The 24474-nt window shown below is 73.8% G+C and carries 23 protein-coding genes; 11 read left to right on the forward strand and 12 right to left on the reverse strand.

Annotation, left to right across the window (positions count from 1 at the left end; all coding sequences use genetic code 11):
• The first annotated feature begins 59 nt into the window (after positions 1 to 59).
• Both OG861_RS26590 and OG861_RS26595 read left to right on the forward strand, forming a co-directional pair.
• Positions 60 to 905 carry a patatin-like phospholipase family protein gene (locus OG861_RS26590; protein ID WP_329193360.1) on the forward strand — a complete coding sequence of 282 codons (846 nt, stop codon included), beginning with the start codon at positions 60 to 62 and terminating at the stop codon, positions 903 to 905.
• 67 nt (positions 906 to 972) lie between these two features.
• Positions 973 to 1764, forward strand: coding sequence for a spermidine synthase (locus tag OG861_RS26595; RefSeq protein ID WP_329202012.1), 792 nt, complete (start codon positions 973 to 975; stop codon positions 1762 to 1764).
• A gap of 16 nt (positions 1765 to 1780) precedes the next feature.
• Here the strand turns inward: OG861_RS26595 and OG861_RS26600 are convergent, their stop codons facing one another.
• Complete coding sequence (locus OG861_RS26600; protein ID WP_329193359.1) at positions 1781 to 3094, reverse strand: MFS transporter; 1314 nt, start codon at positions 3092 to 3094, stop codon at positions 1781 to 1783.
• Positions 3095 to 3165: 71 nt separating this feature from the next.
• Positions 3166 to 4203, reverse strand: coding sequence for a hypothetical protein (locus OG861_RS26605; RefSeq protein ID WP_329193357.1), 1038 nt, complete (start codon positions 4201 to 4203; stop codon positions 3166 to 3168).
• Between the two features lie 96 nt (positions 4204 to 4299).
• Between OG861_RS26605 and OG861_RS26610 the strand changes: the two genes are divergently transcribed.
• Both OG861_RS26610 and OG861_RS26615 read left to right on the forward strand, forming a co-directional pair.
• Complete coding sequence (locus OG861_RS26610; RefSeq protein ID WP_329193355.1) at positions 4300 to 4752, forward strand: DUF4442 domain-containing protein; 453 nt, start codon at positions 4300 to 4302, stop codon at positions 4750 to 4752.
• Between the two features lie 236 nt (positions 4753 to 4988).
• The gene (locus OG861_RS26615) at positions 4989 to 5657 is read left to right on the forward strand and encodes a DedA family protein (protein ID WP_329193353.1); all 669 of its coding nucleotides are present in this window, start codon (positions 4989 to 4991) and stop codon (positions 5655 to 5657) included.
• A gap of 141 nt (positions 5658 to 5798) precedes the next feature.
• Here OG861_RS26615 and OG861_RS26620 read toward each other — a convergent pair whose 3' ends face one another.
• Positions 5799 to 6344: a gamma carbonic anhydrase family protein gene (locus tag OG861_RS26620; RefSeq protein WP_329193351.1), complete on the reverse strand. Its 546-nt coding sequence runs from the start codon at positions 6342 to 6344 to the stop codon at positions 5799 to 5801.
• 131 nt (positions 6345 to 6475) lie between these two features.
• Here OG861_RS26620 and OG861_RS26625 point away from each other — a divergent pair, with 131 nt between their 5' ends.
• Positions 6476 to 7246, forward strand: coding sequence for an acyltransferase (locus OG861_RS26625; RefSeq protein ID WP_329193349.1), 771 nt, complete (start codon positions 6476 to 6478; stop codon positions 7244 to 7246).
• On the opposite strand, the gene OG861_RS26630 is transcribed toward OG861_RS26625, so the two are convergent.
• Entirely contained in the window at positions 7243 to 8109 is an 867-nt protein-coding gene (locus OG861_RS26630) for a DMT family transporter (RefSeq protein WP_329193347.1), read from the reverse strand. The two genes, OG861_RS26625 and OG861_RS26630, sit on opposite strands and share 4 nt — an antisense overlap.
• A 134-nt stretch (positions 8110 to 8243) precedes the next feature.
• Here OG861_RS26630 and OG861_RS26635 point away from each other — a divergent pair, with 134 nt between their 5' ends.
• Positions 8244 to 8840 (forward strand): XRE family transcriptional regulator, encoded by a 597-nt coding sequence (locus OG861_RS26635; protein ID WP_329202009.1) that lies wholly within the window; start codon positions 8244 to 8246, stop codon positions 8838 to 8840.
• A gap of 9 nt (positions 8841 to 8849) precedes the next feature.
• Here OG861_RS26635 and OG861_RS26640 read toward each other — a convergent pair whose 3' ends face one another.
• Positions 8850 to 9254 carry a CoA-binding protein gene (locus OG861_RS26640; protein ID WP_329193345.1) on the reverse strand — a complete coding sequence of 135 codons (405 nt, stop codon included), beginning with the start codon at positions 9252 to 9254 and terminating at the stop codon, positions 8850 to 8852.
• An 87-nt stretch (positions 9255 to 9341) separates the two neighbouring features.
• The gene (locus OG861_RS26645) at positions 9342 to 9848 is read right to left on the reverse strand and encodes a DUF3887 domain-containing protein (RefSeq protein ID WP_330261874.1); all 507 of its coding nucleotides are present in this window, start codon (positions 9846 to 9848) and stop codon (positions 9342 to 9344) included.
• A 136-nt stretch (positions 9849 to 9984) separates the two neighbouring features.
• Between OG861_RS26645 and OG861_RS26650 the strand changes: the two genes are divergently transcribed.
• The 3 genes from OG861_RS26650 (at position 9985) to OG861_RS26660 (ending at position 14905) form a co-directional block, all read left to right on the forward strand.
• A complete protein-coding gene (locus tag OG861_RS26650; RefSeq protein WP_329193341.1) occupies positions 9985 to 10611 on the forward strand; it encodes a YigZ family protein in 627 nt (208 codons plus the stop codon).
• 116 nt (positions 10612 to 10727) lie between these two features.
• Positions 10728 to 11897 (forward strand): exonuclease SbcCD subunit D, encoded by a 1170-nt coding sequence (locus OG861_RS26655; RefSeq protein WP_329193339.1) that lies wholly within the window; start codon positions 10728 to 10730, stop codon positions 11895 to 11897.
• On the forward strand, positions 11894 to 14905 hold the full coding sequence (locus OG861_RS26660; protein WP_329193337.1) for an SMC family ATPase: 3012 nt from the start codon (positions 11894 to 11896) through the stop codon (positions 14903 to 14905). Before OG861_RS26655 ends, OG861_RS26660 begins: the two co-directional genes overlap by 4 nt.
• Before the next feature lie 36 nt (positions 14906 to 14941).
• Here OG861_RS26660 and OG861_RS26665 read toward each other — a convergent pair whose 3' ends face one another.
• On the reverse strand, positions 14942 to 15388 hold the full coding sequence (locus OG861_RS26665) for an Lrp/AsnC family transcriptional regulator (RefSeq protein ID WP_329193335.1): 447 nt from the start codon (positions 15386 to 15388) through the stop codon (positions 14942 to 14944).
• A gap of 94 nt (positions 15389 to 15482) precedes the next feature.
• On the opposite strand from OG861_RS26665, the gene OG861_RS26670 reads away from it, so the two are divergent.
• Entirely contained in the window at positions 15483 to 16019 is a 537-nt protein-coding gene (locus tag OG861_RS26670) for a rhodanese-like domain-containing protein (RefSeq protein WP_329193333.1), read from the forward strand.
• 123 nt (positions 16020 to 16142) lie between these two features.
• On the opposite strand, the gene OG861_RS26675 is transcribed toward OG861_RS26670, so the two are convergent.
• The 4 genes from OG861_RS26675 to OG861_RS26690 form a co-directional block, all read right to left on the reverse strand.
• Positions 16143 to 17849: a DUF885 domain-containing protein gene (locus OG861_RS26675; protein ID WP_329193330.1), complete on the reverse strand. Its 1707-nt coding sequence runs from the start codon at positions 17847 to 17849 to the stop codon at positions 16143 to 16145.
• Positions 17850 to 17979: 130 nt separating this feature from the next.
• A complete protein-coding gene (locus OG861_RS26680) occupies positions 17980 to 19428 on the reverse strand; it encodes a GNAT family N-acetyltransferase (protein WP_329193328.1) in 1449 nt (482 codons plus the stop codon).
• 244 nt (positions 19429 to 19672) lie between these two features.
• Positions 19673 to 21271: an alkaline phosphatase D family protein gene (locus OG861_RS26685; protein WP_330261875.1), complete on the reverse strand. Its 1599-nt coding sequence runs from the start codon at positions 21269 to 21271 to the stop codon at positions 19673 to 19675.
• Between the two features lie 98 nt (positions 21272 to 21369).
• Positions 21370 to 22236: an alpha/beta fold hydrolase gene (locus OG861_RS26690; protein WP_329193324.1), complete on the reverse strand. Its 867-nt coding sequence runs from the start codon at positions 22234 to 22236 to the stop codon at positions 21370 to 21372.
• A 351-nt stretch (positions 22237 to 22587) separates the two neighbouring features.
• Between OG861_RS26690 and OG861_RS26695 the strand changes: the two genes are divergently transcribed.
• The gene (locus OG861_RS26695) at positions 22588 to 23352 is read left to right on the forward strand and encodes a GntR family transcriptional regulator (protein WP_329193322.1); all 765 of its coding nucleotides are present in this window, start codon (positions 22588 to 22590) and stop codon (positions 23350 to 23352) included.
• Between the two features lie 331 nt (positions 23353 to 23683).
• Here OG861_RS26695 and OG861_RS26700 read toward each other — a convergent pair whose 3' ends face one another.
• On the reverse strand, positions 23684 to 24229 hold the full coding sequence (locus tag OG861_RS26700; RefSeq protein ID WP_329193320.1) for an EF-Tu/IF-2/RF-3 family GTPase: 546 nt from the start codon (positions 24227 to 24229) through the stop codon (positions 23684 to 23686).
• Positions 24230 to 24474: the final 245 nt, after the last annotated feature.

A 24474-nucleotide genomic window follows, 5' to 3' on the forward strand; every position in this document is an offset into this window, starting at 1 on the left:
GGGGCTGGGGCAGACTGCCGTCACCACAGGGTTCGTGAGGTGACGAGGGGCGGGCGGCGATGGGCGGCAGGACGGCACTGGTACTCGGCGGCGGCGGACTCACCGGAGTCGGTTGGGAGGCCGGGATCCTGTGCGGCCTGGCCGCTGCGGGTACGGATCTGACCACCGCCGACCTCGTCGTCGGCACCTCGGCCGGTTCGGTGGTCGGAGCCCAGCTCGCCTCCGGACTGCTCACCCCGAGGGAGCTGTACGAGCGCCAGCTCGGAGACCCGGCCGGCGAGGCCGCGGCGAAGCTGGGAGCCGCCACCTTCGCGCGGTACGCCGTCACCATGCTGCGCTCCCGGGACGCCGCGGCCTACCGCCGGCGGGTCGGCGCCTTCGCGCTGGCCGCCGACACCGTGCCCGAGGCGGACCGGCGCGAGGTGCTCGAAGCCCGGCTGGTTTCCCGCGAGTGGCCCGAGCGGCGGCTGGTGGTGACCGCCGTCGACGCCCTGACCGGCGAACTGACGGCCTTCGACCGGCACAGCGGGGCCGGACTGCTGGACGCGGTCGCCGCGAGCTGCGCCGTGCCGGGCGTGTGGCCGCCGGCGACCGTGGACGGCCGGCGGTACATCGACGGCGGCGTCCGTTCCGCGACCAACGCGGACCTCGCCGCCGGATACGAGCGGGTGGTGATCATCGCGCCGATGGCGCTCGGGTCGAAACTGATCCCCTCGCCCGCGGCGCAGGCCGGGCAGCTGCGGAAGGCCGGGGCGGAGGTCCTGCTCATCACTCCGTCCGCCGAGGCCCGCAAGACCTTCGGCCGCAACGTCCTGGATCCGGCGCGGCGCGACCCGGCCGCCCGGGCCGGCCTGGCCCAGGCGGCGGCGCACGCCGCCGAGGCGGCGCGCGTCTGGGCGGCCTGACAATGGTGTCGTGAACGACGAGCAGATCCCGGTGGTCCGGGACGTGGGCCAGGGCGCCGCCAAGCTGATGCCGGACGTGGACCGGGAGCGGGCCTGGCTGCTGACCGTCGACGGGGCGCCGCAGTCGTACGTCGACCTCGACGAGCCCGAGCACCTGGAGTTCGAGTACGTACGCCGCCTCGCGCACGTCCTGGACTGCGCCGCTGAACCGGGGGCGCCGCTGGACCTGCTGCACCTCGGCGGGGGCGCCCTGACGCTCCCGCGGTACGCCGCCGCGACCCGGCCGGGCTCCCGCCAGCAGGTGGTGGAGTTCGACGCGGGCCTGGTGGAGCTGGTGGCGGAACACCTGCCGTGGGGCGAGGAGGCCCGGATCACGGTGCACGCCGCCGATGCGCGGGCCTGGCTGGAGGGTGCCACCGGGGCGAGCGCCGACGTGGTGGTCGCCGACGTCTTCGGGGGCTCGCGGGTCCCGGCCCAGCTGACCTCGCTGGAGTACGCGCGGGAGGCGGCGCGGGTGCTGCGGCCCGGCGGGCTTTACGTGGCGAACCTGGCGGACGGGGCCCCGTTCGGTTTCCTGCGGGGGCAGTTGGCGAACTTCGGGGCGGTGTTCGCGGAGCTGGCGCTGATCGCGGAGCCGGGGGTGCTGCGGGGCCGCAGGTTCGGCAACGCGGTGCTCGTGGCCTCGGACCGGGAGATCCCGGTGGCCGCCCTGGCCCGGCGCTGCGCGGCCGACGCGTTCCCGGCCCGCGTGGAGGCGGGCGCGGCCCTGGACCGGCTCGTACGGGGCGCGGCCGTGGTGCCGGACGCGCAGGCCGTGGCATCGCCGGAGCCCCCGGCGGGGGCGTTCAGCGTCGGCTGACCACCCCGGCCCGGCTTCACACGGCGGCGGGCTCGGCAGCCGGCGAAGGGGCGGCGGGGGAGGGGGCCGGCGGAGGGGACGGTGCCGGGCGGCGGGTCAGGCGGCGGACGTCCGGCGCGGCGAGGACCACCGCGGTGGCGAGGACCACGAGCGTCGCGCAGCCCCACAGCGCCCGGGTGCGGCCGAAGGCCGTCTCGGCCGGGCCTGCCAGGGCGGTGGCCAGCGGGACCATCGACACCGAGCCGAACCAGTCGTACGCCGAGACGCGGGAGAACTTGTCCTCCGGTATCTCCTGGTGCAGGGTCGTCATCCAGTTCACGCCGAACACCTCGATGGCCACACCGCTGACCAGCATCACCGCGCACAGCCCCCAGGTCGGCAGCGGCACCGCCAGCGCCGCCGACGGAAGCGCCATCGGGAACACGCACAGCGTGCCGACCAGCAGCAGCCGGCGCGGCTTCCACAGGGTCATCAGGACGGCCCCGCCGATCGTGCCCACGCCGAAGAAGGCCAGGGCCACGCCCCAGGGGGCGGGCCCGCCCAGCCGGTCCCGGGCGACCAGGGGCCCGTAGACCGCCTCGGCCGCGGCCACGACGGCGACGACCACGGAGAACTGGAGCACGATCCGCCACAGCCAGGAGCGGCTCCTGAACTCGACCCAGCCTTCGCGCAGATCGGCCAGCAGGCCTCCGCCGGGAGCCCGCTCGGCGATGTGGCCGACGCGCAGGAAGGTCCGTAGCGCACCGGCGAGGGCGAAGGCCGCGGCGTCCACGGCCAGCACCCAGCCCGGGCCGATCGCGGCGATCATGGCGCCGCCCAGGGCGGCGCCGCCGATGCCCGCGCCGTTCATCGCCATCCGGAACAGGGCGAAGGCGCGGTTCGCGTGCTCGCCCGAGACGCTCGACAGCAGCATTCCCTCGGCGGCCGGGTTGAAGAAGGCGGTACCCGTACCGCAGAGGGCGGTGAGCAGCATCATCTGCCACAGTCGCGGATCGCCGGACAGGACGAGCGCGGCGAAGGCGGCCTGGGAGAGGCAGTTGAGGGCGTTGGCCGCGACCATCACCCGGTGCCGCGGCAGCCGGTCGGCCAGCGCGCCGCCGATCAGCAGGAAGAGGACGAGCGGCAGGGTGCGGGCCGCCGCCACCAGGCCGACGTCCCCCGCGCTCCCGCCGGCGTCGAGTACCGCGAAGGCGGCGGCGATGAGCGCCCCGTGGCTGCCGAGGTTGGTGACGACGGCGGCGCCGGTCAGCAGGGTGTAATTGCGGCCGGCCCACGCGGGCCGACGGCGGGTGGCGGGTGTGCGGGAGGGGGTGGCGGGGGGAGGACTCACCCGGGGACTATCGCCCGCCCCGGGCCGGGAAACCAAACGGATTACCGGTCCGGGGGGCGGGGGAGGGGCGATCAGCTCCCGGTCAGGCGGACCGAGCTCATGATCTTCTCGTACGTCTCCTTGGAGACCTCGCCGGGAACGCCCGCGGCCGCGTAGAGCACCCAGACTGCGAAGTCACCGTTGGCGATCTTGTAGGCGAAGGCGATGCTCTTGCCGTCCGAGTCGCACTTGCTCTTCTTCGGCAGGCCGGTGGCGGTGGCCGTGGAGAAGCTGCCCTTGAGGCCGGAGAGGGTCGTGAAGTCCTTGGCGTCGGTGGACTTGACCGTCTCCTTCGGGTTCGGGGAGTCCTGGGCGTAAGCGGCGTACACCCAGTTCTCGGCGGCGATCCGCGCGGCTTCGGCGGTGTCCTTGGCGCCCTGGGCGCCCTTGGCGCCGGTGCCGGCCAGCTCGGTCGTCTCCTCCTTGCCGTCCTTGTTGGAGTCGACCTTGCACCAGTCCTGCTTGTAGAAGGCGGGTGCGCTCATCGTGACGAGCGGGGAGCCGTCGCCTTTCTTCGCGTCCTCGAAGCCGCTGCTGAGGCCCGAGCTGGCGACCGTCCAGTCCGGCGGCACGTCGAAGGCGGTGCCGTGCAGCGGGTTGATGACGACCTTCCAGCCGGGGACGACCGGCTTGACGTCGCCTCCGGCGCGCGGGTTCCCGGTCGGGGCGGGCGGGGCGGCCGACTTGGCGGCGGGCGGCGACGAGGCGGCGGCCGGCTTGTCGTTGGCCTGGACCGTCTTCTTGTCCCGGGTGAGGACGAAGGTCCCGGTGGCGGCCGCGGTCACGACCACCGCGGCGGCGGCGACGATGGCCACCGTCTTGGTGGAGTACGGGCTCCTGGCGCGGGCCGCCGACTGCGTCACCGTCGGGGGCTGCCCCCACGGCTGGGTGGGCGGCGGCGTCTGGTAGCCCGCCTGCGGGTATCCGTAACCGGGCTGCGGCTCACCGAATCCCGGCTGCGGCTGCTGCTGGTACGGGTTCGGCTGTCCCGGCTGCTGCTGGTACGGGTTCTGTTGCGCGTCCTGGGGGTTCGGCTGTCCCCCGGGAGGCTGCTGCTGTCCTGGCCACATGGCCGGTAACGATAGTGGGAGGGGGTGACGGTAGCCACGGCCGCCCCCTCATCGGGTCTGGCCAACCGGTCTTACTCGTGGGTAACATCGCGTGCCATGAGCGCAGAACAGATGAACGTGGGCGAACTGCTCGCCGCGACCGTGCCGATGGCCCGCACCCTGAACCTCCAGTTCCTGGAGACGACCCCCGAGCGCGCCGTCGTCCGGCTGCCCGACCAGCCCGACTTCCACAACCACGTCGGCGGTCCGCACGCGGGGGCGATGTTCACCCTGGCCGAGTCCGCGAGCGGCGCCATCGTCCTGGCCGCCTTCGGGGACCAGCTCTCGCGCGCCGTGCCGCTCGCCGTCAAGGCCGAGATCGGCTACAAGAAGCTCGCCAAGGGCGTCGTCACCGCCACCGCCACCCTCGGCCGCCCGGCCGCCGAGGTCGTCGCGGAACTCGACGCGGGTGGCCGCCCCGAGTTCCCCGTCACCGTCGCCATCCAGCGCGAGGACGAGGCCGTGACCGGGGAAATGACCGTCGTCTGGACGCTGCGGCCCAACGCCTAGGCGCCGGGCGGTACCGGCGCTGTCCGTCCGGGGACCCGCAGCGGCGCACCCGGGTGCGGATAGCGCCGCCCGCGAGGTGCACGCCGGCCTCTAGGCGTACGCCGGCCGCGAGGTGTACGCCGGCCGTTCACCGCGGGAACCGTCACTGAGCGGGGAGGCTGTCGTGGCGAGCCGATAGGCTGCTTGTTCGGCGTGTCACAGGGGGCGCGCCGGAGACGACTCTGGAGGACGTACCGGTGCACATCCAGGAATGGCTGGAGACGATCCCGGCGGTCAGCGTCTATCTCCTGGTGGGGCTGGTCATCGGGCTGGAGAGCCTGGGCGTTCCGCTGCCCGGTGAGATCATCCTGGTCAGCGCCGCCCTGCTGGCGTCACAGCAGGGGCACATCGACCCGGTCGTGCTGGGGTCGTGCGCCATCGCGGGTGCCATCGTCGGCGACTCCATCGGGTACGCGATCGGGCGGCGGGGCGGCAAGCCGCTGCTGGAGCGGCTCGGCCGGCGCTTCCCCAAGCACTTCGGGCCGCAGCACGTGGCCCTGGCGGAACGCTCCTTCGAGAAGTGGGGCATGTGGGCCGTCTTCTTCGGGCGGTTCGTGGCCCTGCTGAGGATCTTCGCCGGACCGCTGGCCGGCGTGCTGCGCATGCCGTACTGGAAGTTCCTGATCGCCAACGTGCTCGGCGGGATCCTCTGGGCGGGCGGTACGACCGCCGTCATCTACACCGTCGGGATCGTCGCCGAGCCGTGGCTCAAGCGGTTCTCGTGGCTGGCGCTGGTGGCGGCCCTGCTGATCGGCCTCGCGGTGACCCTGGTGCTGCGCGTGCGGATGCGCAAGGCGGCGGCCGCGGCACGCGAGGCCGAGAACGAGCCCGCTGCCGCTCCGGCCCCGGCGTCGGTCTCGGACTGAGACCGACGACGAGTCGGCCGGGCCGACGTCCCGCCCCGGTGACGAGCCCGGGGGCGCGGTGGGCGGGGGCCGGCCGCCGGGTGAACGCGGACCCGTCACCAGGGCGTGATCGACACGCCTCGCTGCCGTCGATGCGCCCGGCTACTCCTGCGGGCCCACCGAGGCGCGGTGCTGGTCGGCGAGCCGGGTGTACATCTGTGCGTTGACCCGGATGCCCTCGCGCTCCTCCTGCGTCAGCTCCCGCCGCACCTTGGCGGGTACCCCCGCGACCAACGAGCCGGGCGGGACCACCATGCCCTGCGGGACCAGCGCCTGCGCCGCCACCAGCGAACCGGCGCCGATCACCGCGCCGTTCAGCACGGTCGCGCCCATGCCGATCAGACAGTCGTCCTCGACGGTGCAGCCGTGCACGACGGCGTTGTGGCCGATGGAGACGCGCTCCCCGATGGTGACCGGGAACCCGGGGTCCACATGGACGGTGCAGTTGTCCTGCACGTTGCTGTCGGCGCCCAGGGCGATCGGACCGCAGTCGGCGCGCAGCACCGCCGAGTACCAGATGCTGGAGCGGGCGCCGAGGGTGACGTCGCCCACCACCACGGAGGTGGGCGCGGTGAAGGCCGACGGATCGACGGCCGGCTGCTTGCCGCCCACGCCCGCCACGAGTGCCCGGGCCGCCTGCTGTGTCATGTTCTGTTCCCTCGTTCCCTGTTCTCCACCGGTGCCGCGCTCACAGCACGGTAGGACACCCGCCCGCGGCCCCCGGCGATGGGGTGAAGATCACGGCGCGGTTCCGGCACGCGGCACGCTACGGTTGCCCGGTGCCGAAGAACCAGAACACGTTCTCATCCCTGCGCCGCCGCGTGGCCAACCGCGTCGTCCAGGCCGGGTGGCGCTGGATGCAACAGGCCGGCGCCGTGACCGCCGAGACGCCCGGCCGGCTGCGCTTCGGCGCCATCGGGGACGGGACCCGGCTCGCCTTCCCGCAGGGCACCGTATTCGGTGAGCAGTGGATCCGGCTCGGCGAACACTGCATCATCGCCGAGCAGGTCACCTTGACGGCCGGGATGATGCCCGACCTGGACCTCGGCCCGGACCCGGTGCTCGTGCTCGGCAACGGGGTGGTCCTCGGCCGCGGCAGCCACGTGATAGCCGACACCCGGATCAGCATCGGCGACGACACCTTCTGCGGACCGGGCGTGTACATCACCTCCACCAATCACAGCTACGACGACCCGCACGAGCCGGTCGGCAGGCAGTGGCCCCGCAGTTCGCCGGTGGAGATCGGCCCGGGCTGCTGGCTGGGCACCGGGGCCGTGATCCTGCCCGGGGCGCGGCTGGGCCGCAACGTCGTCGTGGCGGCGGGGGCCGTCGTGCGGGGCGAGGTACCCGACCACGCGGTGGTGGCGGGGGCCCCGGCGCGCATCGTGCGGCGGTGGGAGCCCGAGACGGGCTGGCAGCCGCCGCTGCGCACCCCGGCGCCGGTCCCGATCGCGGACGGCATCACTCCGGAGCAACTGCGCGGCCTGGCCGCGCTGGCGGCGGCCGAGGCCGAGGCCGAGGCCGGTCAGCTCAGCCCGGACCCGGCCTAACCGGCGGCGAGCAGGACGGTGCCCGCGAGGGCGAGGCCGGCGCCGGCGGCCTGGACCGTACGCAGGCGCTCCTTGAGGACGGCGAAGGCGGCGAGCGCGGTGACCACCGGGTAGAGCGAGGAGAGCACGGCGGCCACCGTGACCGGGCCGCTCTGCGCGGCGACGGAGTACGTGCCGTTCGCCGCGACGTCCGCGAGACCCACGAAGGCCAGCGCCGGCAGGAGCCCCCCCAGGAGCCGCGCGCCGCTGCCCTGCGCAAGTGCGGGAGTTCCCCGCCGCACCTGGACCCACAGGGCCGTGCCGCCCGCGGCCACGTTGGTCACGCGCTGCACGAACAGGGCCAGGAAGAGCCCCGTGACCGTGTGCGAGGCCTCGGAGATCAGGGCCATCACCGCGCCGAAGCCGAAGGCCGCGAGCAGGGTGAGCAGGACGGCCCGGCGCTGTACCGGGGCTCCGCGCAGTTCCGGGCCGCCGGCCAGGATGATCCCGAGGACGGCCACCGCGATCCCGGCGAACTGCCCGGGGCCCGGGCGCTCGCCCAGTGCCAGCCCGGCCCCGACGGGGACGATCACGCCGAGCGAGCCGAGCGGGGACACCACGCCCATCGGGCCGAGGGCCAGCGCCTTGTAGAAGCTGAGCATCGCGACCGGACCGACGAGCCCGGCGGCGACCGCGAACCACAGCTGCGGCCCCGCCTCCCGCCAGGCCCCGGTGACGAGGACCACGGAACCGAGCACCACGACGGCGACGACCTGCGAGACCACCACCACGGTCAGCGCCGGTATGCGGCGCGTCAGCAGCCCGCCGCCGAAATCGGCGAGGCCCCACAGCAGGGCTGTCGCCAGGGCGAAGATGACGGTCATGCGGGAGCCTCGCAGTACAGTGTCTTGAACGGTGGGGTGCAACGTCGAGTACACCACACCGCAGTTCAGTCTGCTGGACTGCGTCATCCAAAATATTGGACGCCGTGACGTGGGACGCCGAAGCTGGGGGAATGGTGTCGGACCTGGAACAGCTCACTCAGGCGCTCGGCCGGAACCTCCGGCGCTGGCGCGGTGAACGCGGTTTCACCCTCGAAGCGCTGGCGGCGCGGGCGGGCGTGAGCCGGGGGATGATCATCCAGATCGAGCAGGCCCGGACGAACCCCAGCGTCGGCACCACGGTCAAGCTGGCCGACGCCCTCGGCGTCAGCATCACCACCCTGCTGGACCGCGACCGCGGCCCGCGGGTGCACGTGGTGGAGCCCGGTCAGGGGGTGCGGATGTGGTCCACGGCCGGCGGCAGCGGTGCGACCATGCTGCTCGGCGACGACCGGCGCGGCCCGCTGGAGGTGTGGGCGTACCGGCTGGAGCCCGGCGAGGGCACCGGGTCGGACCCGCACCCGGCCGGGACCCTGGAGATGCTGCACGTCACGGCCGGACGGCTCACCCTCACCGTCGACGGCGAACCCTACGAGGTGCCGCAGGGCGGGGCGGTCTCCTTCGAGGCGAACGTCCCGCACGAGTACCGCAACGAAGGCGCGGAGCCGATGGAGATGACGATGGCGGTCTCGATCCCGCCGGTCAGCGGGCACGAGCAGCCGCCCTCGCACTGACGGCCGTCGCTACAGGGCGGGGATCTCGATGGCGGGGCAGCGGTCCATCACCATCAGCAGACCCGCCTCGCGCGTCCGCGCCCAGGCCGCCTCGTCGATCACCCCGAGCTGGAACCAGACGGCGCTCGCGCCGACCGCCACCGCCTCGTCGGCGACCGCTCCGGCGAGGGAGCTGTTGACGAAGACGTCGACCACGTCGACCGCGAACGGGATGTCCGCCAGCGAGGCGTACCCGGGCTCGCCGTGCACCGTCTCCGCCTTGGGATGTACGGGAACCACCCGCTTCCCGAACCGCTGGAGCACCCGCGCCACCCCGTAGGCCGCCCGCCGCTCGTTGTTGGACAGGCCCACCACGGCCCAGGTGTCCCCGGCTTCGGTGAGGATCCTGCGGATGGTCTCCTGGTCGCCGTACACGCGCACCGCCTCCTGTCGCCCGCCGGACCGGCTCGTGACGGCCCGCGCGAAGGGATCAACGGAGAGGGCAGGTGTCCGATTCCCCCGCTACGGGACCGGAACTCCCGTGCGCAGGAAGAACAGGCCCACGATCTGTCCGTCCGTGTTGAAGGTGACGCGGAAAGTCCCCGGCTGCTTCGCCATGTGCAGCGGGACATCGACCACGTTCCCATTGCCGGACGCGACCTGTTTCGGGTCCCCGTGCGACTCGAAGCGACCGAACGTCTTCTGGTAGTCGTTCCAGGACTTCGCGAGGAACTCCGCAGTGGCCTGTCCGCGAAGGGCTTCGTCGAAGCGGGCCGAGACGGCGGTGAAGTCGCCCCGTGTCACTTCGCCGAGGGTGTCGAGGGCGAGCTGCTCGTAATCGGGCCGAGCCGCAACCGTCACCGCGGCCGGGACCGCGGCGTGCTCGGCGGCGTGGGCCTGGGTCACACCCGCAACTCGACCGCCGATCGGCAGGACCGCTTGGGAAGCCAGTAGGACCGCGGGCGCCAGGAGGAGGAGCCGCCGCCGCGTTCCGCCGCGCGTCGTGTCCTTGCCGGGAAGCAAAAACATGGATTTCCCCTTCCCGCGTTCGGTGGGGCCGGATGCGTTCACCGTAGATCGCCCCGATGGCGGCCGCATTTCGGCTGCCCGGCCGCCCCGTGGCCGGCCGGTCGGCCGGTTCCGGGCCACCGCTTAGGGTGGAGCGGTGAAGGCAGACCAGTACGTGACGGTGGCCCGGGAGGGCGTGCACGAGGCGGAGATCAACCGCTCGAGGTTCCTGTGCTCGCTCGCGCCCGCCGCGACGGAGCAGGAGGCCCAGGAGTTCATCGCGCGCGTCCGCAAGGAGCACCCCACCGCCACCCACAACTGCTTCGCCTACGTGATCGGCGCCGACGCCTCCGTCCAGAAGGCCAGTGACGACGGCGAGCCCGGCGGCACCGCAGGGGTGCCGATGCTGCAGATGCTGACGCGGCGCGACATCCGGTACGCCGTCGCCGTGGTCACCCGCTACTACGGCGGGGTCAAGCTCGGCGCGGGCGGGCTGATCAGGGCCTACGGAGGGGTGGTCGGCGAAGCGCTCGACGCGCTCGGCACCGTCACCCGGCGCCGCTACCGGCTGGCCACCGTCACCGTCGACCACCAGCGGGCCGACAAGACCCAAAACGACCTGCGCTCCACCGGCCGGACCGTCGTCGACCTGCGCTACGGCTCCGCCGTGGAGATCGAGGTCGCCCTTCCGGAAGCCGACCTCCCCGCCTTCGAGGCCTGGCTGGCCGACAGCACCGCGGGCAGCGCCACCCTCACCCTGGGCGGAGAGACGTACGCGCCCTGAGCCGCATCCCCGGTCTCGGCGGAGCGGCCGTGGCGGCCCCCGCGACGGGTTAGCGTAGAGGGGGCAGTGGGCCGGAGGACGACCAGGGGGACGGGCATGCGCGGCGAGGCCGGCGAGTGAAGTTTCTGCACACCTCCGACTGGCACCTCGGGCGGTCCTTCCACCGCGTCAACGTGCTCGGCGCCCAGGCCGCCTTCATCGACCACCTCGTCGCGACCGTCGAAGAGCACCGGGTCGACGCCGTCCTCGTCGCCGGGGACGTCTACGACCGGGCCGTGCCCCCGCTGGCCGCCGTCGAACTGTACGACCGGGCCCTGCACCGGCTCGCCGCCCTCGGCGTGCCCACGGTGATGATCTCCGGGAACCACGACTCCGCCCGCCGTCTGGGGGTCGGGGCCGGGCTGATCGAGGGGGCCGGGATATTCCTCAGGACCGATCCCGCCGGCTGTGCGGACCCCGTGGTGCTGGCCGACGTACACGGGGATGTGGCGTTGTACGGGCTGCCCTATCTGGAGCCGGCCCTGGTGAAGGAGGCCCTCGGCGCGCCGAAGGTCAGCCACGAAGCGGTGCTGGGCGCGGCCATGGACCGGGTGCGCGCCGACCTGGCCGACCGGGCCCCCGGGACCCGTTCCATCGTCCTCGCCCACGCCTTCGTCACCGGCGGACAGGCCAGCGACAGCGAGCGCGACATCACCGTCGGCGGAGTGGAGGCCGTGCCCGCGGCCGTCTTCGACGGGGTCGACTACGCCGCCCTCGGCCACCTCCACGGCTGCCAGAAGATCAACGAACGGGTGCGCTACTCGGGTTCCCCGCTCGCCTACTCCTTCTCCGAGGCCGACCACCGCAAGACGATGTGGCTGGTCGAACTCGGGCCGGCCGGGGAACTCGTCACCACCGAACGGATCGACACCCCCGTACCGCGCGCCCTCGGGCGCCTGCGCGGGCGGCTGGAGGAGTTGCTGGAGGACCCGGCCCTCGACGCCCACGAGGACCGCTGGATCGAAGCCACCCTCACCGACCCCGTCCGGCCCCAGGACCCCATGGCCCGCCTCGCCGCCCGCTTCCCGCACGTCCTGAGCCTCGCCTTCGACCCCGAAGGCCGCGAGGAGGACGGCGCGGCCTCCTACGCGCAGCGCCTGAGGGGCCGCACCGACCAGGAGATCGCCGAGGACTTCGTCGCGCACGTCCGCGGCGGCGGCCACGCCGACGACGACGAACGGGCCGTGCTGCGCGGCGCCTTCGACGACGTACGCACCCGGGCCGTGGTCCAGGAGACCCTCCGATGAGGCTGCACCGGCTCCAGGTCACCGCCTTCGGGCCGTTCGCCGAGCCCCAGGAGATCGACTTCGACGCCCTCTCCGGCGCCGGGATCTTCCTGCTCCACGGACCCACCGGAGCGGGCAAGACCTCCGTCCTCGACGCCGTCTGCTTCGCGCTCTACGGGGCCGTGCCCGGCTCCCGCCTCCCCCACCTCACCAGCCTGCGCAGCGACCACGCCGCCCCCGGCACCGCGACCGAAGTCACCCTCGAACTCACCGCGGGCGGACGCCGCCTGGAGATCACCCGGCGGCCCGAGCAGGACCGGCCCAAGAAGCGCGGCAGCGGCACGACCAAGGACCGCGCCCAGAGCCGGCTGCGCGAACGCGTCGACGGCGTCTGGCAGGGGCTCAGCCGCTCCCACCAGGAGATCGGCGAGGAGATCGAGCAGCTGCTCGGCATGAGCCGCGAACAGTTCTGCCAGGTCGTGCTCTTGCCGCAGGGCGAGTTCGCCCAGTTCCTGCGCGCCGGCGCCGAAGCCCGCGGGCGGCTCCTCGGGCGCCTCTTCGACACCCGCCGCTTCGCCGCCGTCGAGACCCTGCTCGCCGAGCGGCGCCGGGCGGCCGAGGCCAAGGTGCGGGCCGGCGACGAGAAGGTGCTCGGTGTCGCCCAGCGCATCGCCCAGGCCGCGGGCGACAGCGCCGACCTGCGCGGCTGGCCGATGCCCCGCCACCAGCCGGGCGAACCCGGACTCGCCGACGCCGTCCGTGCCTGGGCGGCCGTCGCCCGCTGCGCCGCCCGGGAGCGGCTCACCGTCGCGGAGTACGCGCTGGCCGCCGTGGAGAGCCGGTACGCGGCCGCCCGGCGGGCCGCCGAGGAGGCGCGGGAACTCGACCGGTTGCAGCGCCGTCACGCGGAGACCGCCCGCCGGGCCGCCCTGCTCGAAGCCGCCGCGCCTGAAAGGGAGCGGGTGCGCGCCCTGCTCGACCGGGCCCGCCGGGGAGCCCTCGTGGCCCCCGCCCTGGAACTGCGCGGGGCCGCCGCCGCCGCGCACCTGACCGCCGCCCACGCGCAGACGCTCGCCCTCGCCGAACTCCCGCCCGCCCTCGCCGAAGCCGGAGCCGAGCAGCTCGCCGCCACCGAGCAGCGGCTGCGTGAGGAACTCGGCGCCGTCGGAGCCGCCCAGCGGGCCGAGCAGCGCAGCGCCGGGATCAGCCGCGAGCGCGCCACGCTGGACCGGGAGTCCCGCGACGACGAGGAGCAGCGTCAGGAGTCCGCCGAGTGGCTCGCCCGCTGGGAGGGCACCCGCGCCGAGCTGGCCGGCCGGGTGGAAGCCGCCCAGCAGGCCGCCACCCTCGCCGAACAGCTCGCGGCCCGGCTGGAGCCCGCACGGCTGCACCTGAACGCCGCCCGGCGGCGCGACGCCCTCGCCGCCGACGCCGAAGTCGCCGACGCCGCACTGCTGCGGCTGCGCGAGGAGTCCGCCGCCGCGCGGGAGGACTGGCTGGAGCTGAAGGAGGCCCGGCTCAGCGGGATCGCCGCCGAACTGGCCGCCGCCCTGGTGGCGGGGGAGCCCTGCAAGGTGTGCGGGTCGGCGGAGCACCCGCTCCCCGCGCGTCCGGCCCCCGGACACGTCGACCGGGCCGCCGAGGACGCCGCCCACGCCCGCTTCGAGCAGGCCGAGGAGCGGCGCGGCGCCGCCGAACGGAAGCTGGCCGCGGTCCGGGAGGCCGAGGCCGAAGCCGCGGCCGCCGCCAGGGACGCCACCACCGCCGAACTCCTCGCGCTGACCTCCGACCTGAGCGCCCGCCACGCCGCCGCCCACGCGGATGCGGCAGGGCTGCACACCGCCCGGGAGCGGCTGGCCCGCGCCGAGCGCGAGTACGCCGCGCGCAGCGCCGACCGGCTCGACGCCGAACGCCGGGCCGCCGCCAGGGCCTCGCGACGGGAGGCCCTGGACCGGGAACAGGCCGCGCTGGAGGCCGAGCTGGCCCTCGTGCGGGGCGACGCGCCCAGTGTCGCGGCCCGGGCCAGGGTGCTGGAGGACCGGGTCCGGATCGTCACCGCGGCCGCCGCCGCGCTGCGCCGCGCCGACGCCACCGCCGCCCGGCTCAAGGAGGCCGACGACCAGCTGGCCGACGCGGCGTTCAAGGCCGGGTTCGACACCACCGGGGCGGCGGCCGACGCGGTGCTGCCGGAGTACGAACGCACCGCCCTCCAGCACAGGTTGGACGCCTGGCAGGCCGAGGAAGCCATGCTGGCCGACCGGCACGCCGAGCACGACACCACGGCGGCGGCCGCGCTCCCGCCCGCCGATCCGCAAGGCGCCGAGGAGTACGCGGCCGCGGCGGCGGCGAAACTGAGGGAAGCCGGCTCGGCCGTCGACGCCGCCCGCGTCAGCTGCGCCGAACTGGACCGGCTCTCACAGCGGGCGGACCAGGAACTGCGCGCCCTGGGCCCGTTGCGCGAGGAGTACGACCGGGTGGCCCGGCTGGCCGGACTCACCGCGGGCACCTCCGCCGACAACGAGCGCAAGATGCGACTGGAGTCGTACGTACTGGCCGCGCGCCTGGAGCAGGTCGCGGCCGCGGCGACGGTACGGCTGCTGCGCATGTCCGGCGGCCGCTACACCCTGGTCCACTCCGACGCGCGGGCGGGCGGCCGGGGCCGCTCCGGCCTCGGGCTGCACGTCGTGGACGCCTGGACGGGAACCGAGCGGGACACCGCCACCCTGTCCGGCGGTGAGACCTTCTTCGCCTCGCTCGCCCTCGCGCTGGGACTGGCCGACGTGGTGACCGACGAGGCGGGCGGCATGCGCCTCGACACCCTCTTCATCGACGAGGGCTTCGGCAGCCTCGACGACCAGGCCCTGGACGAGGTGCTCGACGTACTGGACTCCCTGCGCGAACGGGACCGCAGCGTCGGCATCGTGAGCCACGTCGCCGACCTGCGGACCCGGGTCCAGGCCCAGCTGGAGGTCGTCAAGCAGCGCGGCGGCTCGGTGGTGCGCCACCGGGTGGGGAGTCCGGCGGGCTGAACCGCTGCCCGCCGCCCGCTGCCCGCTGCCCACGCCTCACGGACTCAGCGGCCTGCGGGGGAGCGGAGAGGAGTAGACGATGCTGGTGGTGACCGGGCCGAGGCCGGAGATCCGGCCGGCGACCTCCTCCAGGTGCGACATCGAGCGTGCCGCGACCTTGAGGACGAAGCAGTCGTCACCGGTCACGTGGTGCGCCTCCAGGATCTCGGGGGCCGCCTCCAACAGGTCGTGGAACGGCTTGTAGTTGCCGTGCGGGTAGCGCAGCCGGATCAGCGCGAGGATGGACTTGCCGAGCTTCTCCGGGTCCACCACGGCGGTGTAGCCGGTGATGACGCCGGCTTCCTCCAGCCGCCGCACGCGTTCGGTGACGGCGCTGGCGGACATCGAGACGGTACGGGCCAGATCCGCGAAGCTGGCGCGACCGTCGGCCTGGAGGGCCTGCAAGATCCGCCAGTCGGTGGCGTCGGGGGAATGGTCGCTCATGGCGCCTGTATAGCAGGGGATTCCCCGGTGGAACACGGGGAAGGCCGGGGAAATCCACTTCCGGGGCCTTCGGGTAGCTCGTAGATTCTGAGCCATGACGACGACCCAGGTCCAGCCCACCGCAACCGCAGCCCCTGCCTCCACTGCAGCCCCCGCCAACCCCGTGCTCCGGGTGCCCCCGGCCAGTCCGGCCGCGGCCGCCGCCTACTTCTCGGCGAGCCTCGCCTTCCACGCGGACGTGTCCGACGTCGCCGCCGCCTTCAAGACCCACCGGGAGCAGGGCGCCGAACTGGGCTTCCAGCTCATCGACTCCCGCTCCACGCCCTCCTGGGACCAGGCCCGCGTGCCCGGTGCGATCCACCTGCCCACCGCGCTCATCCCCGAGCAGGCCGAGCGGCTCCTGGACAAGGACGTCCCGGTGGTGACGTACTGCTGGGGGCCCGGCTGCAACGGCGCCACCCGCTCCGCCCTGGCCCTCGCCGAACTGGGCTTCCGGGTCAAGGAGATGCTCGGCGGCATCGAGTACTGGATCCGCGAGGGCTTCGAGGTCGAGACCTGGCAGGGCAGCGAGCAGCGCGCCGTCGCCGACCCGCTGACCGCGCCGACCGACTCCGACGACTGCGGCTGCTGAGACCGCCGACCGGGCTGAAACACCACGGCCGTTGACGCCGCAGCGGTGGCCGGACGGCCCCGAGCGGCGGGCCGCTCGCCCCACGGGGGAGGCGAGCGGCCCGTCCGTACGGGCCGGCTCCGGTCAGAGCCTCGACAGCTCCTCCACCAGCGCGTCCAGGCCGAGCGAGCCCTGCGACAGCGCCGCCATGTGCCACGCCTTCAGGTCGAAGGAGTCGCCGTGCGCGGCGCGCGCGTTGTCCCGGCCCAGCAGCCAGGCACGCTCGCCCAGCTTGTAGCCGATCGCCTGCCCCGGCATCGACAGGTAGCGCGTCAGCTCGCTCTCGATGAAGTCCGCCGGCCGGCCGCTGTGCAGGCCGAAGAACTCCTGCGCCAGCTCCACCGTCCAGCGCTCGCCCGGGTGGAACGGCGAGTCCGCCGGGATCTCCAGGCCCAGGTGCATGCCGATGTCCACGATGACCCGCGCGGCGCGCATCATCTGGCAGTCCAGGTAACCCAGCCGCTGCTCGGCGTCCCGCAGGTAGCCGAGTTCGTCCATCAGCCGCTCCGCGTACAGGGCCCAGCCCTCGCTGTTCGCGCTGACCATGCCGACGCTCGCCTGGTAGCGGGAGAGCCGGTCCGCCACGTGCGTCCACTGGGCGAGCTGGAGGTGGTGGCCCGGAACCCCCTCGTGGTACCAGGTGGAGACCAGGTCGTACACCGGGAACCGGGTCTGGCCCATGGTCGGCAGCCAGGTGCGTCCCGGGCGCGAGAAGTCCTCGGAGGGGCTGGTGTAGTACGGAGCCGCCGCGCCGCCCGAAGGGGCGATCATGGACTCCACCTTCTTGACCCGCTCGGCGAGTTCGAAGTGGGTTCCGTCGAGGTTCTCGATGGCCTCGTCCATGATGCCCTGGAGCCAGGCCTGCACCTCCTCGACGCCCTCGATGTGGGTGCCGTGCTCGTCGAGGTGCTTGAGGGCCTCCCAGGGGCCGGCGCCCGGAAGGATCTTGGCCGCCTCCGCCTTCATCTCGGCCAGCAACCGGTGGAACTCCGCCCAGCCGTACGCGTAGGCCTCGTCCAGGTCCAGGTCGGCGCCGTTGAAGTAGCGCGCCCAGCGGGCGTAGCGCTCGCGGCCCACGGTGTCCGGGCGGCCCTCCACGGACGGGGCGTACACGTCGCGCATCCAGTCGCGCAGCTCCATGACGGCGGCGGTGGCCCCGGCCGCGGCCTTGTCCAGCTCGGCGCGCCGGGTCTCGGGGCCGGCGGTGACGAAGTCACCGAAGAAGTCCCGCTCGCCGTCGGTGTCCTGGCCCGCCCAGGTGGTGAGCTGGCCGACGAAGGTGGCGGTCGCGCGGGGGCCGGCGTACAGACCGCGCTCCAGGCCGAGCGCCAGGCTCTCGCGGTAGCCGGCGAAGGCCTCGGGAACCGCGCGCAGGCGCTGGGCGATCGCGGCCCAGTCCTCGTCGGTCTCGGCCGGGGTCAGGGTGAAGACCTCGCGGACCTCGTGCGCCGGGGAGTGGATGTTGCTGACCGTGCACAGGTCCTCGTCGGCCTCGTATACGGCGAGCTCCGCCGTCAGGCGCTCGCGCAGCAGGCGGCCGCAGCGCCGCTCGGCTTCGGAGTCCGCGCCGGGCAGCCGCTCGGCGGCGTCGAGCCGCGCGAGGGTGGCGCGGGCGAGGTCGGCGACGGCCGCGCGGCCGGCCGGGGAGTAGTCCGGGAGCTTGCCGGAGCTGGCGGTGACCCCGAGGTAGGTGCCGATGACCGGGTTGAGGGCGATCAGGTCGTCTACGTACGCGTCTGCGACCTGGCGGGGAAGCCTGGTGGCGCTGTCACTGTGGAGGGTGTCTGACATGCGGCCATCTTCGTACGGGGGACCTCCCCGCGTCATCAGCGTTCGCTCTGGGCCTGCTTACGGGGGAAGGCGGACCGAAGGCGGACCCGGGTTGCCGAGGGTCCGCCTCCACGCGGTGCCGCGCCGCCGCTCAGCCCCGGTGGCGCGTCTCGTACGCGGGCCGCTCGCGCGGGACTTCGTACGGGAGCCGGGAGGTGACCGGTGTCGCGTCCAGCCGCGCCGTGATCACCAGGGTGCCCTCCTCGATCTGGTAGTCGAGGGGCAGGCCGAGGCCGCGCATCGCGGCGACCATGCCGGTGTTGGCGGCCTGGGTGACGGCGTACACGCTGTCGCAGCCGGCTTCGACGGCCATGGCGATGAGGCGGCGCAGCAGCTCGGAACCGATGCCCCGGCGTTGCCAGTCGTCCTCGATGAGCAGCGCCACCTCGGTCTCGTCACCGTCCCACAGCAGGTGGCCGAGGGCGACGAGCTTGCCGGACGCGGTGGTGGCGGCGAGGGTACGGCCGAAGCGGGGGCTCAGCAGGTGCCCCAGGTAGCGGTCGGCGTCGGCGACCGGGCCGTGGTAGCGCAGGCCCAGCGTCCGCTCGGAGCAGCGGTCGTGCATGGCGCGGGCGGCGGCCCGGTCGGAGCCGTCGGCACGGCGCACGGTGATCTCGTTGCCCTCGGGCAGCGTCAGTACGTCCTGGCTGCGCGGTACGCGCGGGCCCAGGCGCGCGTCGAGTTCGACGAGGGCCCGGGCTCGGGCGAACTCGGTGGGGGTGAAGGGCAGGTAGGGGCGTTCGACGGTGATGGCCCCGCCCGACGGGTCGCGCAGCCGCATCACCGTCGCCTCCAGGACCCCCTCGACCGGGGCGTCGGCGCCCGCGTTGGGGCGGCCGGAGAGGGTGGTCGCGGGGATGGAGTGGATGGTGCAGCGACCGAGCAGCTGGCGCAGGGCCAGGGGGAGTTCGGCGGCGTCCAGGGCGGTGCGGGTGGCGAGGCCCAGTACCCGGGTCGGGGTGTCGACCAGGTCGTGGGCGTCGGCGCGCTCGATCCAGGTACTGCGGCCGCCCGCGCCGGCGATGGCCCGGGTCAGGTCGGCGGAGGGCAGCTCCTGAGGGGCGCGGAGCAGGAACTCGTCGACGGTGCCGCCTTCGGGCAGCGGGTGGGTCTGGAGGGTGAGGATGTCCACGCCGTTGTGGGCGAGGGCCGAGCAGAGCGCGGCCAGGCTGCCGGGCTCGTCCCGTACCGTCGTGCGCATCCGCCACAGGGCGGCCGCGGTCGTGGTGGCCGTCGTGGCCGTGGTCCTCGTCGTCGTGGTGGCGGGCGTCGCGGTCTTGCCGCCCGGGTCGGGGTGGGCCGGGTCCGGCGGCGGCGCGTGGCTGTGGCGGCGTGCCCACCAGGTGTGGAACGCCGCTGTGACCAGCAGTGCGACGGCCGAGGCCACCAGCAGGACGGGGCCCCTGGGGCCGTGGGCGACGAGGTTGGCGATGCCGTCGGCGACCGCGACGGCGCAGAACAGGGCGGCGAGTTCGACGAGGTCACGGCGCCAGTGGTGGCGGTGGGGACGCTGGGCGGAGGCGGGGTTACGGTCAGTCATGCACACCACTGTGGCGCAGGGGTGTTGCGTGATCACGAACGATCTGTGACCGACTGGTTAAGTGTCGATCCGGTGGATCTGGCCCCCATGGCTGGTTTGGCCGGTTCGGGTGAGCTGCCCGTTTGGGGTCGGTTTCCCGGGCTGGTTTCCCGGGCTGGCTTCCCGAGTCGGTTTCCCGGGCCGGGGCCGGTGCCGGCGCGGCTGTCCCGGCCCGGGCCGTGGTGCCCGTCGTGGGTGCGGGCCGCTACGACTGTCCCACGCGCCCCGGCTGGAGGGTCGTGGTGAAGAGTACGCCGCCTCCCTGGCGGCGCAAGCGGACGGTGAGCTCGCCGCTGCCCCCGTCGATCGACACCTCTCCGTAATACGGGGGGTTCTCCGCCGGCGACATGTTGGCGATAGGCGCGGACTGGACGTACGCCGTCCGCGGGCCGAAGGTGGCGTCGAGCCGGCCGGCCGGGAAGCCGCCGGCGCCGATGGGGCCCGAGACGAACTCCCAGAACGGCGCGAAGTCGGTGAATGCGGCCCGCTCCGGCGCGTAGTGGTTCGCGGCCGTGTAGTGGACGTCGGCGGTGAGCCACAGGGTGCCGGTGATGCGCTGGTGCTTGATGTGGCGCAGGAGTTCGGCGATCTGGAGCTCACGCCCGAGCGGTGCGCCCGGATCGCCCTGCGCGACCGCCTCGAAGTTCGCGGCGCCGTCGGGGACGACGATGCCCAGCGGCATGTCGGCGGCGATGACCTTCCAAGTGGCGCGGGAGCGGGACAGCTCGCGCTTGAGCCAGGCCAGCTGCTCCGCACCGAGGATGCCGATGGGATCCTCGGTCTGCGTGCCGGGGGAGTTGGCGTCACGGTACGTGCGCATGTCCAGGACGAACACGTCGAGCAGCGGGCCGTACCGCATCACCCGGTACATCCGGCCCTCGGCGCGGCCGCCGCGCAGGTCGGTGACGGGGAAGTACTCACCGAAGGCCTGCCGGGCCCGCCCGGAGAGGGTGTCGACGTCCTTGACGGTGTAGCGGGGGTCCTCGATGAGCTGGCCCGGGTACCAGTTGTTGCGCACCTCGTGGTCGTCCCACTGGGCGAGCACCGGCACCTGGGCGTTGAACTGCCTGAGGTTGTGATCGAGCAGGTTGTAGCGGAAGTTCCCGCGGAACTCGGCCAGTGTCTCGGCGACCTTGTCCTTCTCCGCGGTGGTGACGTTGCGCCACACACTGCCGTCGGGGCGGGTGACGGAGGCCTGGATCGGGCCGTCCGCGTAGATGGTGTCACCGCTGAACAGGAAGAAGTCCGGGTCGCGCAGCCGCATCTCCTCGAAGACCCGGTACCCGCCGAGGTCGGGATTGATGCCCCAGCCCTGGCCGGCGAGGTCCCCGGACCACAGGAAGCGCACGTCGTCGCGGCGTGAGACGGGTGTGGTGCGGAAGGTGCCGCGGACCGGCTCGCTCGTGCGGCGCGGGTCGGCGGGGTCGGCGAGCAGCACGCGGTAGCGGATCTGGCGTCCGGGAGGCAGGTCGCGCAGCGAGGTGGTGCCGGTGAAGTCGGTGCCGGGCCCGAGGAAGGGGCCGTCGTGGCGGCGCACGCCGTAGCGGAACGATTCGCTCGGGGACGTCTCGACGTACATCCGGGCGGGGCGGTCGGAGCGCGTCCAGACGGTCGCGGAGTGGGCGGTGACCTCGCCGGACTGGGTGCCCCAGAGCGCGCTCGGCCGACCGGACAGGGCGAGGGCCGGTGCCTTGCGGGCGGCGGCGAACGCCGGTGCGGCGAGCGCGCCGGACAGGGCGAGGCCGGCCGGGACGGCGAGTGAACTGCCGAGCAGGGACCGTCGGGTGTGCGGCGTGGGTGCCATGGTGCGTCTCCAGGGACCGGCGGGGGGTGGGCCGGACCAGTGTGCCGACGCACACCGGCCCGGCCGCGTCGCCCACGCGAACCGCGGGTGAACACCCGTCAGCCGATCACCGCTTCCGCGGGCACGGGGGAGGCGGTTCGCGCCGTGTCGAGGATGACCCGGGCGACGAGTGCCGGATCGTCGTTCATCGGGACGTGGCCGCATCCGGGCAGCCGGACCAGGCGGGCGCCGGGGATGGCCTGCTTCGCGCGGACGCCCTGGCGGCGCAGGAGCAGCCGGTCGCGGTCGCCCCAGGCGATGGTGACGGGCAATCCGGGCAGGTCGACGGTGAACCGGACGGAGACGCCCGCCGCCAGCGTCTCGTCGAAGCCGGTGGCCCCGCGCAGGGCCAGCGTCTCGGCGACCACGGCCTCGGGGGAACGGCGCGCCGGGCGGGCGTAGATGCTGCCGGTGAGCGCCGCCCGGCCCGGGGCGGTGAGGGAGAGCCGCTCCAGCGCGGGGCGGGGCAGCGCCCGGGCTCCGGTGCGCATGGCGCGCAGGGCGGTGAAGGCGTAACGGCGCTCGGCCGGCGACCAGAATCCGGCGGGGGACAGGGCGGTGACCGAGCGGACGAGGCCGCCGCGGGCCATTTCGAGCGCGAGCAGACCGCCGAGTGAGTTCCCTGCGACGTGCGGGCGCTCGACGCCGAGCGCGGAGCAGAGGGCGCCGAGGGCCGGGGCGACGGTGGCCAGGTCGTAGGGGACGCCGTGGGGCAGCGGGCCCGAGAGGCCGAAGCCGGGCAGGTCGATGGCGATGACGTCGTGTTCGGCGGCCAGGACGTCGGTCACCGGATGCCAGGCCTGATGGTGGTGGCCGATGCCGTGCAGGAGGAGAAGCGGTTCGCCGGCGCCCTTGCGCTCGTAGGCGACGGTGGCGGTGCGCGGGCCGTGCGGCGAATCGATGGGGAAGGAGACCGTGGCGGTCATGCTGCTCCTCGTCGGGTGGACGCGTGTGAGACAGGCTGTCAGTAATGACTACCGCTCAGTAGGTGCCGAGGGCAAGGCGCCGCGGCGCGCTCTTCCCCTCACGCCACCTCGCGAGCGCACACGTCACGCGCCCGGCGCTCCGGGAGGAACATCATGTGAACGGCTTACTACATATGCGCCACATACGCCCGATCTGCCCGGGGTAGCGGCGAGCATTGGTCTTGACCAAGGTGGTGCGCCGTCCTATCGTCGCCAGGGATAGTGCAGGAACCTTTAATAAACAAAGGCGCGGAACTGCGGTGCGGAACTGCCGCTGGAATACGGCGTGCAGCGATTGCAGGAGGAGTCAGGGTGGGGACCACGCAGCTCGAATCGGTGCCGGAGCCGAAGTACTGGCACCTGAAGACCGTTCTCAGCGAGGCGCTGGACCAGGACTTCGCCGTGGGTGAGGTCCTGCCCAACGAGCGCGAGCTCGCCGCCCGCTTCGGCGTCGCCCGCGCCACCCTGCGTCAGGCGCTGGAGCAGCTGGAGCTGGAAGGGCGGCTGCAGCGGCGCCGGGGCGTCGGCACCACCGTCGCCCCGCCCCGGGTGGGCGTCGCCGTCGGCAGTACGGGCCACAGCTGGCCGGGGGAGAGCGGCGACGGCTGGGAGAACGTGGACGCGGCCCTGGCCGTCGCGCCCGCCTCGGTCCGTACGCTGCTGGCCGCCGGGCCGGGCTTCGCCGCCGACCAGCCGGTGCACACGGTGCGCCGGACCCGCGTCACGCAGGGGCAGGTCGTCGCGGCCGAGCTGCTGTACGTGCCCGCCGGATCCGTGCCGGGCCTCTCCGCCATCGACGCTCCGGCCGGCCCTGCGCGGGCCCGGGCGGTGCTGCGGGAGCTCCAGCGGCTCACCCTCGACGGGCAGGACCGCTCGGTGGAACTCGGCTCCGCCCGCGCCGACGACGCCAAGGAGCTGGACCGGCTGCCCGGTGCCCCCGTGCTGCTGGTGACCACCCGCTACTTCACCGCCGAGGGCACGGCCGCCGTCTCGGTGGCCACCTACCGCGCGGACACCTGCCGCCTGACCTTCGGGGACGCCGGAGTCGAAATCGCGGACACCTGCGCCGCCTCCTGACCCACCGGCGGCCCCGGCCTCCCCACTGCCGGCCACCCCGGCCCCACCCGCCCGCGACCGCACCCCGGGCGCCTCGCTCGCCGTAGCCCGGGCCTGACGGCCCTCCGCCCGCAGCTCGATGCCGCGGCAGCTCGCAGCCGGCGCCCTCCGTCGGGCCGCGCGCGTCCGGGCGGGCGCACGCGAGCGCACGGGCACGTGCGTGGGCAGCGGGCATCCGCGCACAGGGCCGGACCATCCGGGCGGGACACGGCGTGTTCCTCGCGCCGTCACCGCCGCTACCCGCGCCGACGCCCGATCGCGATCCGGCTCGGGCTCCGCTCATGCGTGAGGCTCAACGCGAGAGTTGGATGACGGTGCCGGATCCGGCGGCACGACCGTGATGACGGAACGCGAAGGGCTGGCCCTCCTCCAGCGCGACAGGCTCATCGAGCACCACTGTCACCTCGGCTCCGTGAAGCGGCCGGACCGTGTCGGCACCCTCGGGCAGTGTGACCGTGCCCAGAACTGCGGCCGTGCGGGCGTGGAAAAGGAGGCGAGCGCCGGAGACGACCTCCGCACCGCCCTGCTCCTCGGACAGCAAGGTGATGTCGGCAGTGAAGCCGGTATGGGCGCTGACCGATCCTGGTGCCGCGAGCACCTGTCCCCGTTCGACCGCGGCCGCGGCAATGCCACGGAGCAGCACCCCCACGTTCATCTCCGCCCGTGCCTCCCCGATGGACACCCGGTTCCGTTCGATGTCCGCGATGAGAGCGGTCGCGCCGCCACCCGAGCCGATGATCTCCACCGCGTCGCCCTTGCGTACCCGGCCGCGTGCGATCCGACCCGTCGCCATGACCACCCTGCCCTGTTTCAGGCAGAAGACGTCTTCGACGGGCATCAGGAACGGCCTTTCTCCTGCGCCCGCCACTTTCTCACCTGGAGGTCCATCCATGCGTACCCCTGCTCCCTCGTGATCCATGTGGCACCCGCGAACGGGAGTCAGAGGCTAGCAACGACCGCGGGCCGCTCAGCCCAGGAGCCGATGCAGGCATTGCGTCGCAGGCCGAGGAGCGCTCGAAGCCCACCCTCGTCGGCAGCGGCCTCAACGTCCCGCTGTCGGCGAACTGCCCAGCGTGCATAGGT

The organism is Streptomyces sp. NBC_00539 (assembly GCF_036346105.1).
In the GTDB taxonomy this organism is placed as follows: domain Bacteria; phylum Actinomycetota; class Actinomycetes; order Streptomycetales; family Streptomycetaceae; genus Streptomyces.

Bases quoted from the DNA above. Each gene is read 5' to 3' on its own strand.
- OG861_RS26590 (WP_329193360.1), top strand. From the start codon at position 60: ATGGGCGGCAGGACGGCACTGGTACTCGGCGGCGGCGGACTCACCGGA.
- OG861_RS26595 (WP_329202012.1), top strand. From the start codon at position 973: ATGCCGGACGTGGACCGGGAGCGGGCCTGGCTGCTGACCGTCGACGGG.
- OG861_RS26605 (WP_329193357.1), bottom strand. From the start codon at position 4,203: ATGTGGCCAGGACAGCAGCAGCCTCCCGGGGGACAGCCGAACCCCCAG.
- OG861_RS26610 (WP_329193355.1), top strand. From the start codon at position 4,300: ATGAGCGCAGAACAGATGAACGTGGGCGAACTGCTCGCCGCGACCGTG.
- OG861_RS26620 (WP_329193351.1), bottom strand. From the start codon at position 6,344: ATGACACAGCAGGCGGCCCGGGCACTCGTGGCGGGCGTGGGCGGCAAG.
- OG861_RS26630 (WP_329193347.1), bottom strand. From the start codon at position 8,109: ATGACCGTCATCTTCGCCCTGGCGACAGCCCTGCTGTGGGGCCTCGCC.
- OG861_RS26645 (WP_330261874.1), bottom strand. From the start codon at position 9,848: ATGTTTTTGCTTCCCGGCAAGGACACGACGCGCGGCGGAACGCGGCGG.
- OG861_RS26660 (WP_329193337.1), top strand. From the start codon at position 11,894: ATGAGGCTGCACCGGCTCCAGGTCACCGCCTTCGGGCCGTTCGCCGAG.
- OG861_RS26665 (WP_329193335.1), bottom strand. From the start codon at position 15,388: ATGAGCGACCATTCCCCCGACGCCACCGACTGGCGGATCTTGCAGGCC.
- OG861_RS26670 (WP_329193333.1), top strand. From the start codon at position 15,483: ATGACGACGACCCAGGTCCAGCCCACCGCAACCGCAGCCCCTGCCTCC.
- OG861_RS26675 (WP_329193330.1), bottom strand. From the start codon at position 17,849: ATGTCAGACACCCTCCACAGTGACAGCGCCACCAGGCTTCCCCGCCAG.
- OG861_RS26680 (WP_329193328.1), bottom strand. From the start codon at position 19,428: ATGACTGACCGTAACCCCGCCTCCGCCCAGCGTCCCCACCGCCACCAC.
- OG861_RS26685 (WP_330261875.1), bottom strand. From the start codon at position 21,271: ATGGCACCCACGCCGCACACCCGACGGTCCCTGCTCGGCAGTTCACTC.
- OG861_RS26690 (WP_329193324.1), bottom strand. From the start codon at position 22,236: ATGACCGCCACGGTCTCCTTCCCCATCGATTCGCCGCACGGCCCGCGC.
- OG861_RS26700 (WP_329193320.1), bottom strand. From the start codon at position 24,229: ATGCCCGTCGAAGACGTCTTCTGCCTGAAACAGGGCAGGGTGGTCATG.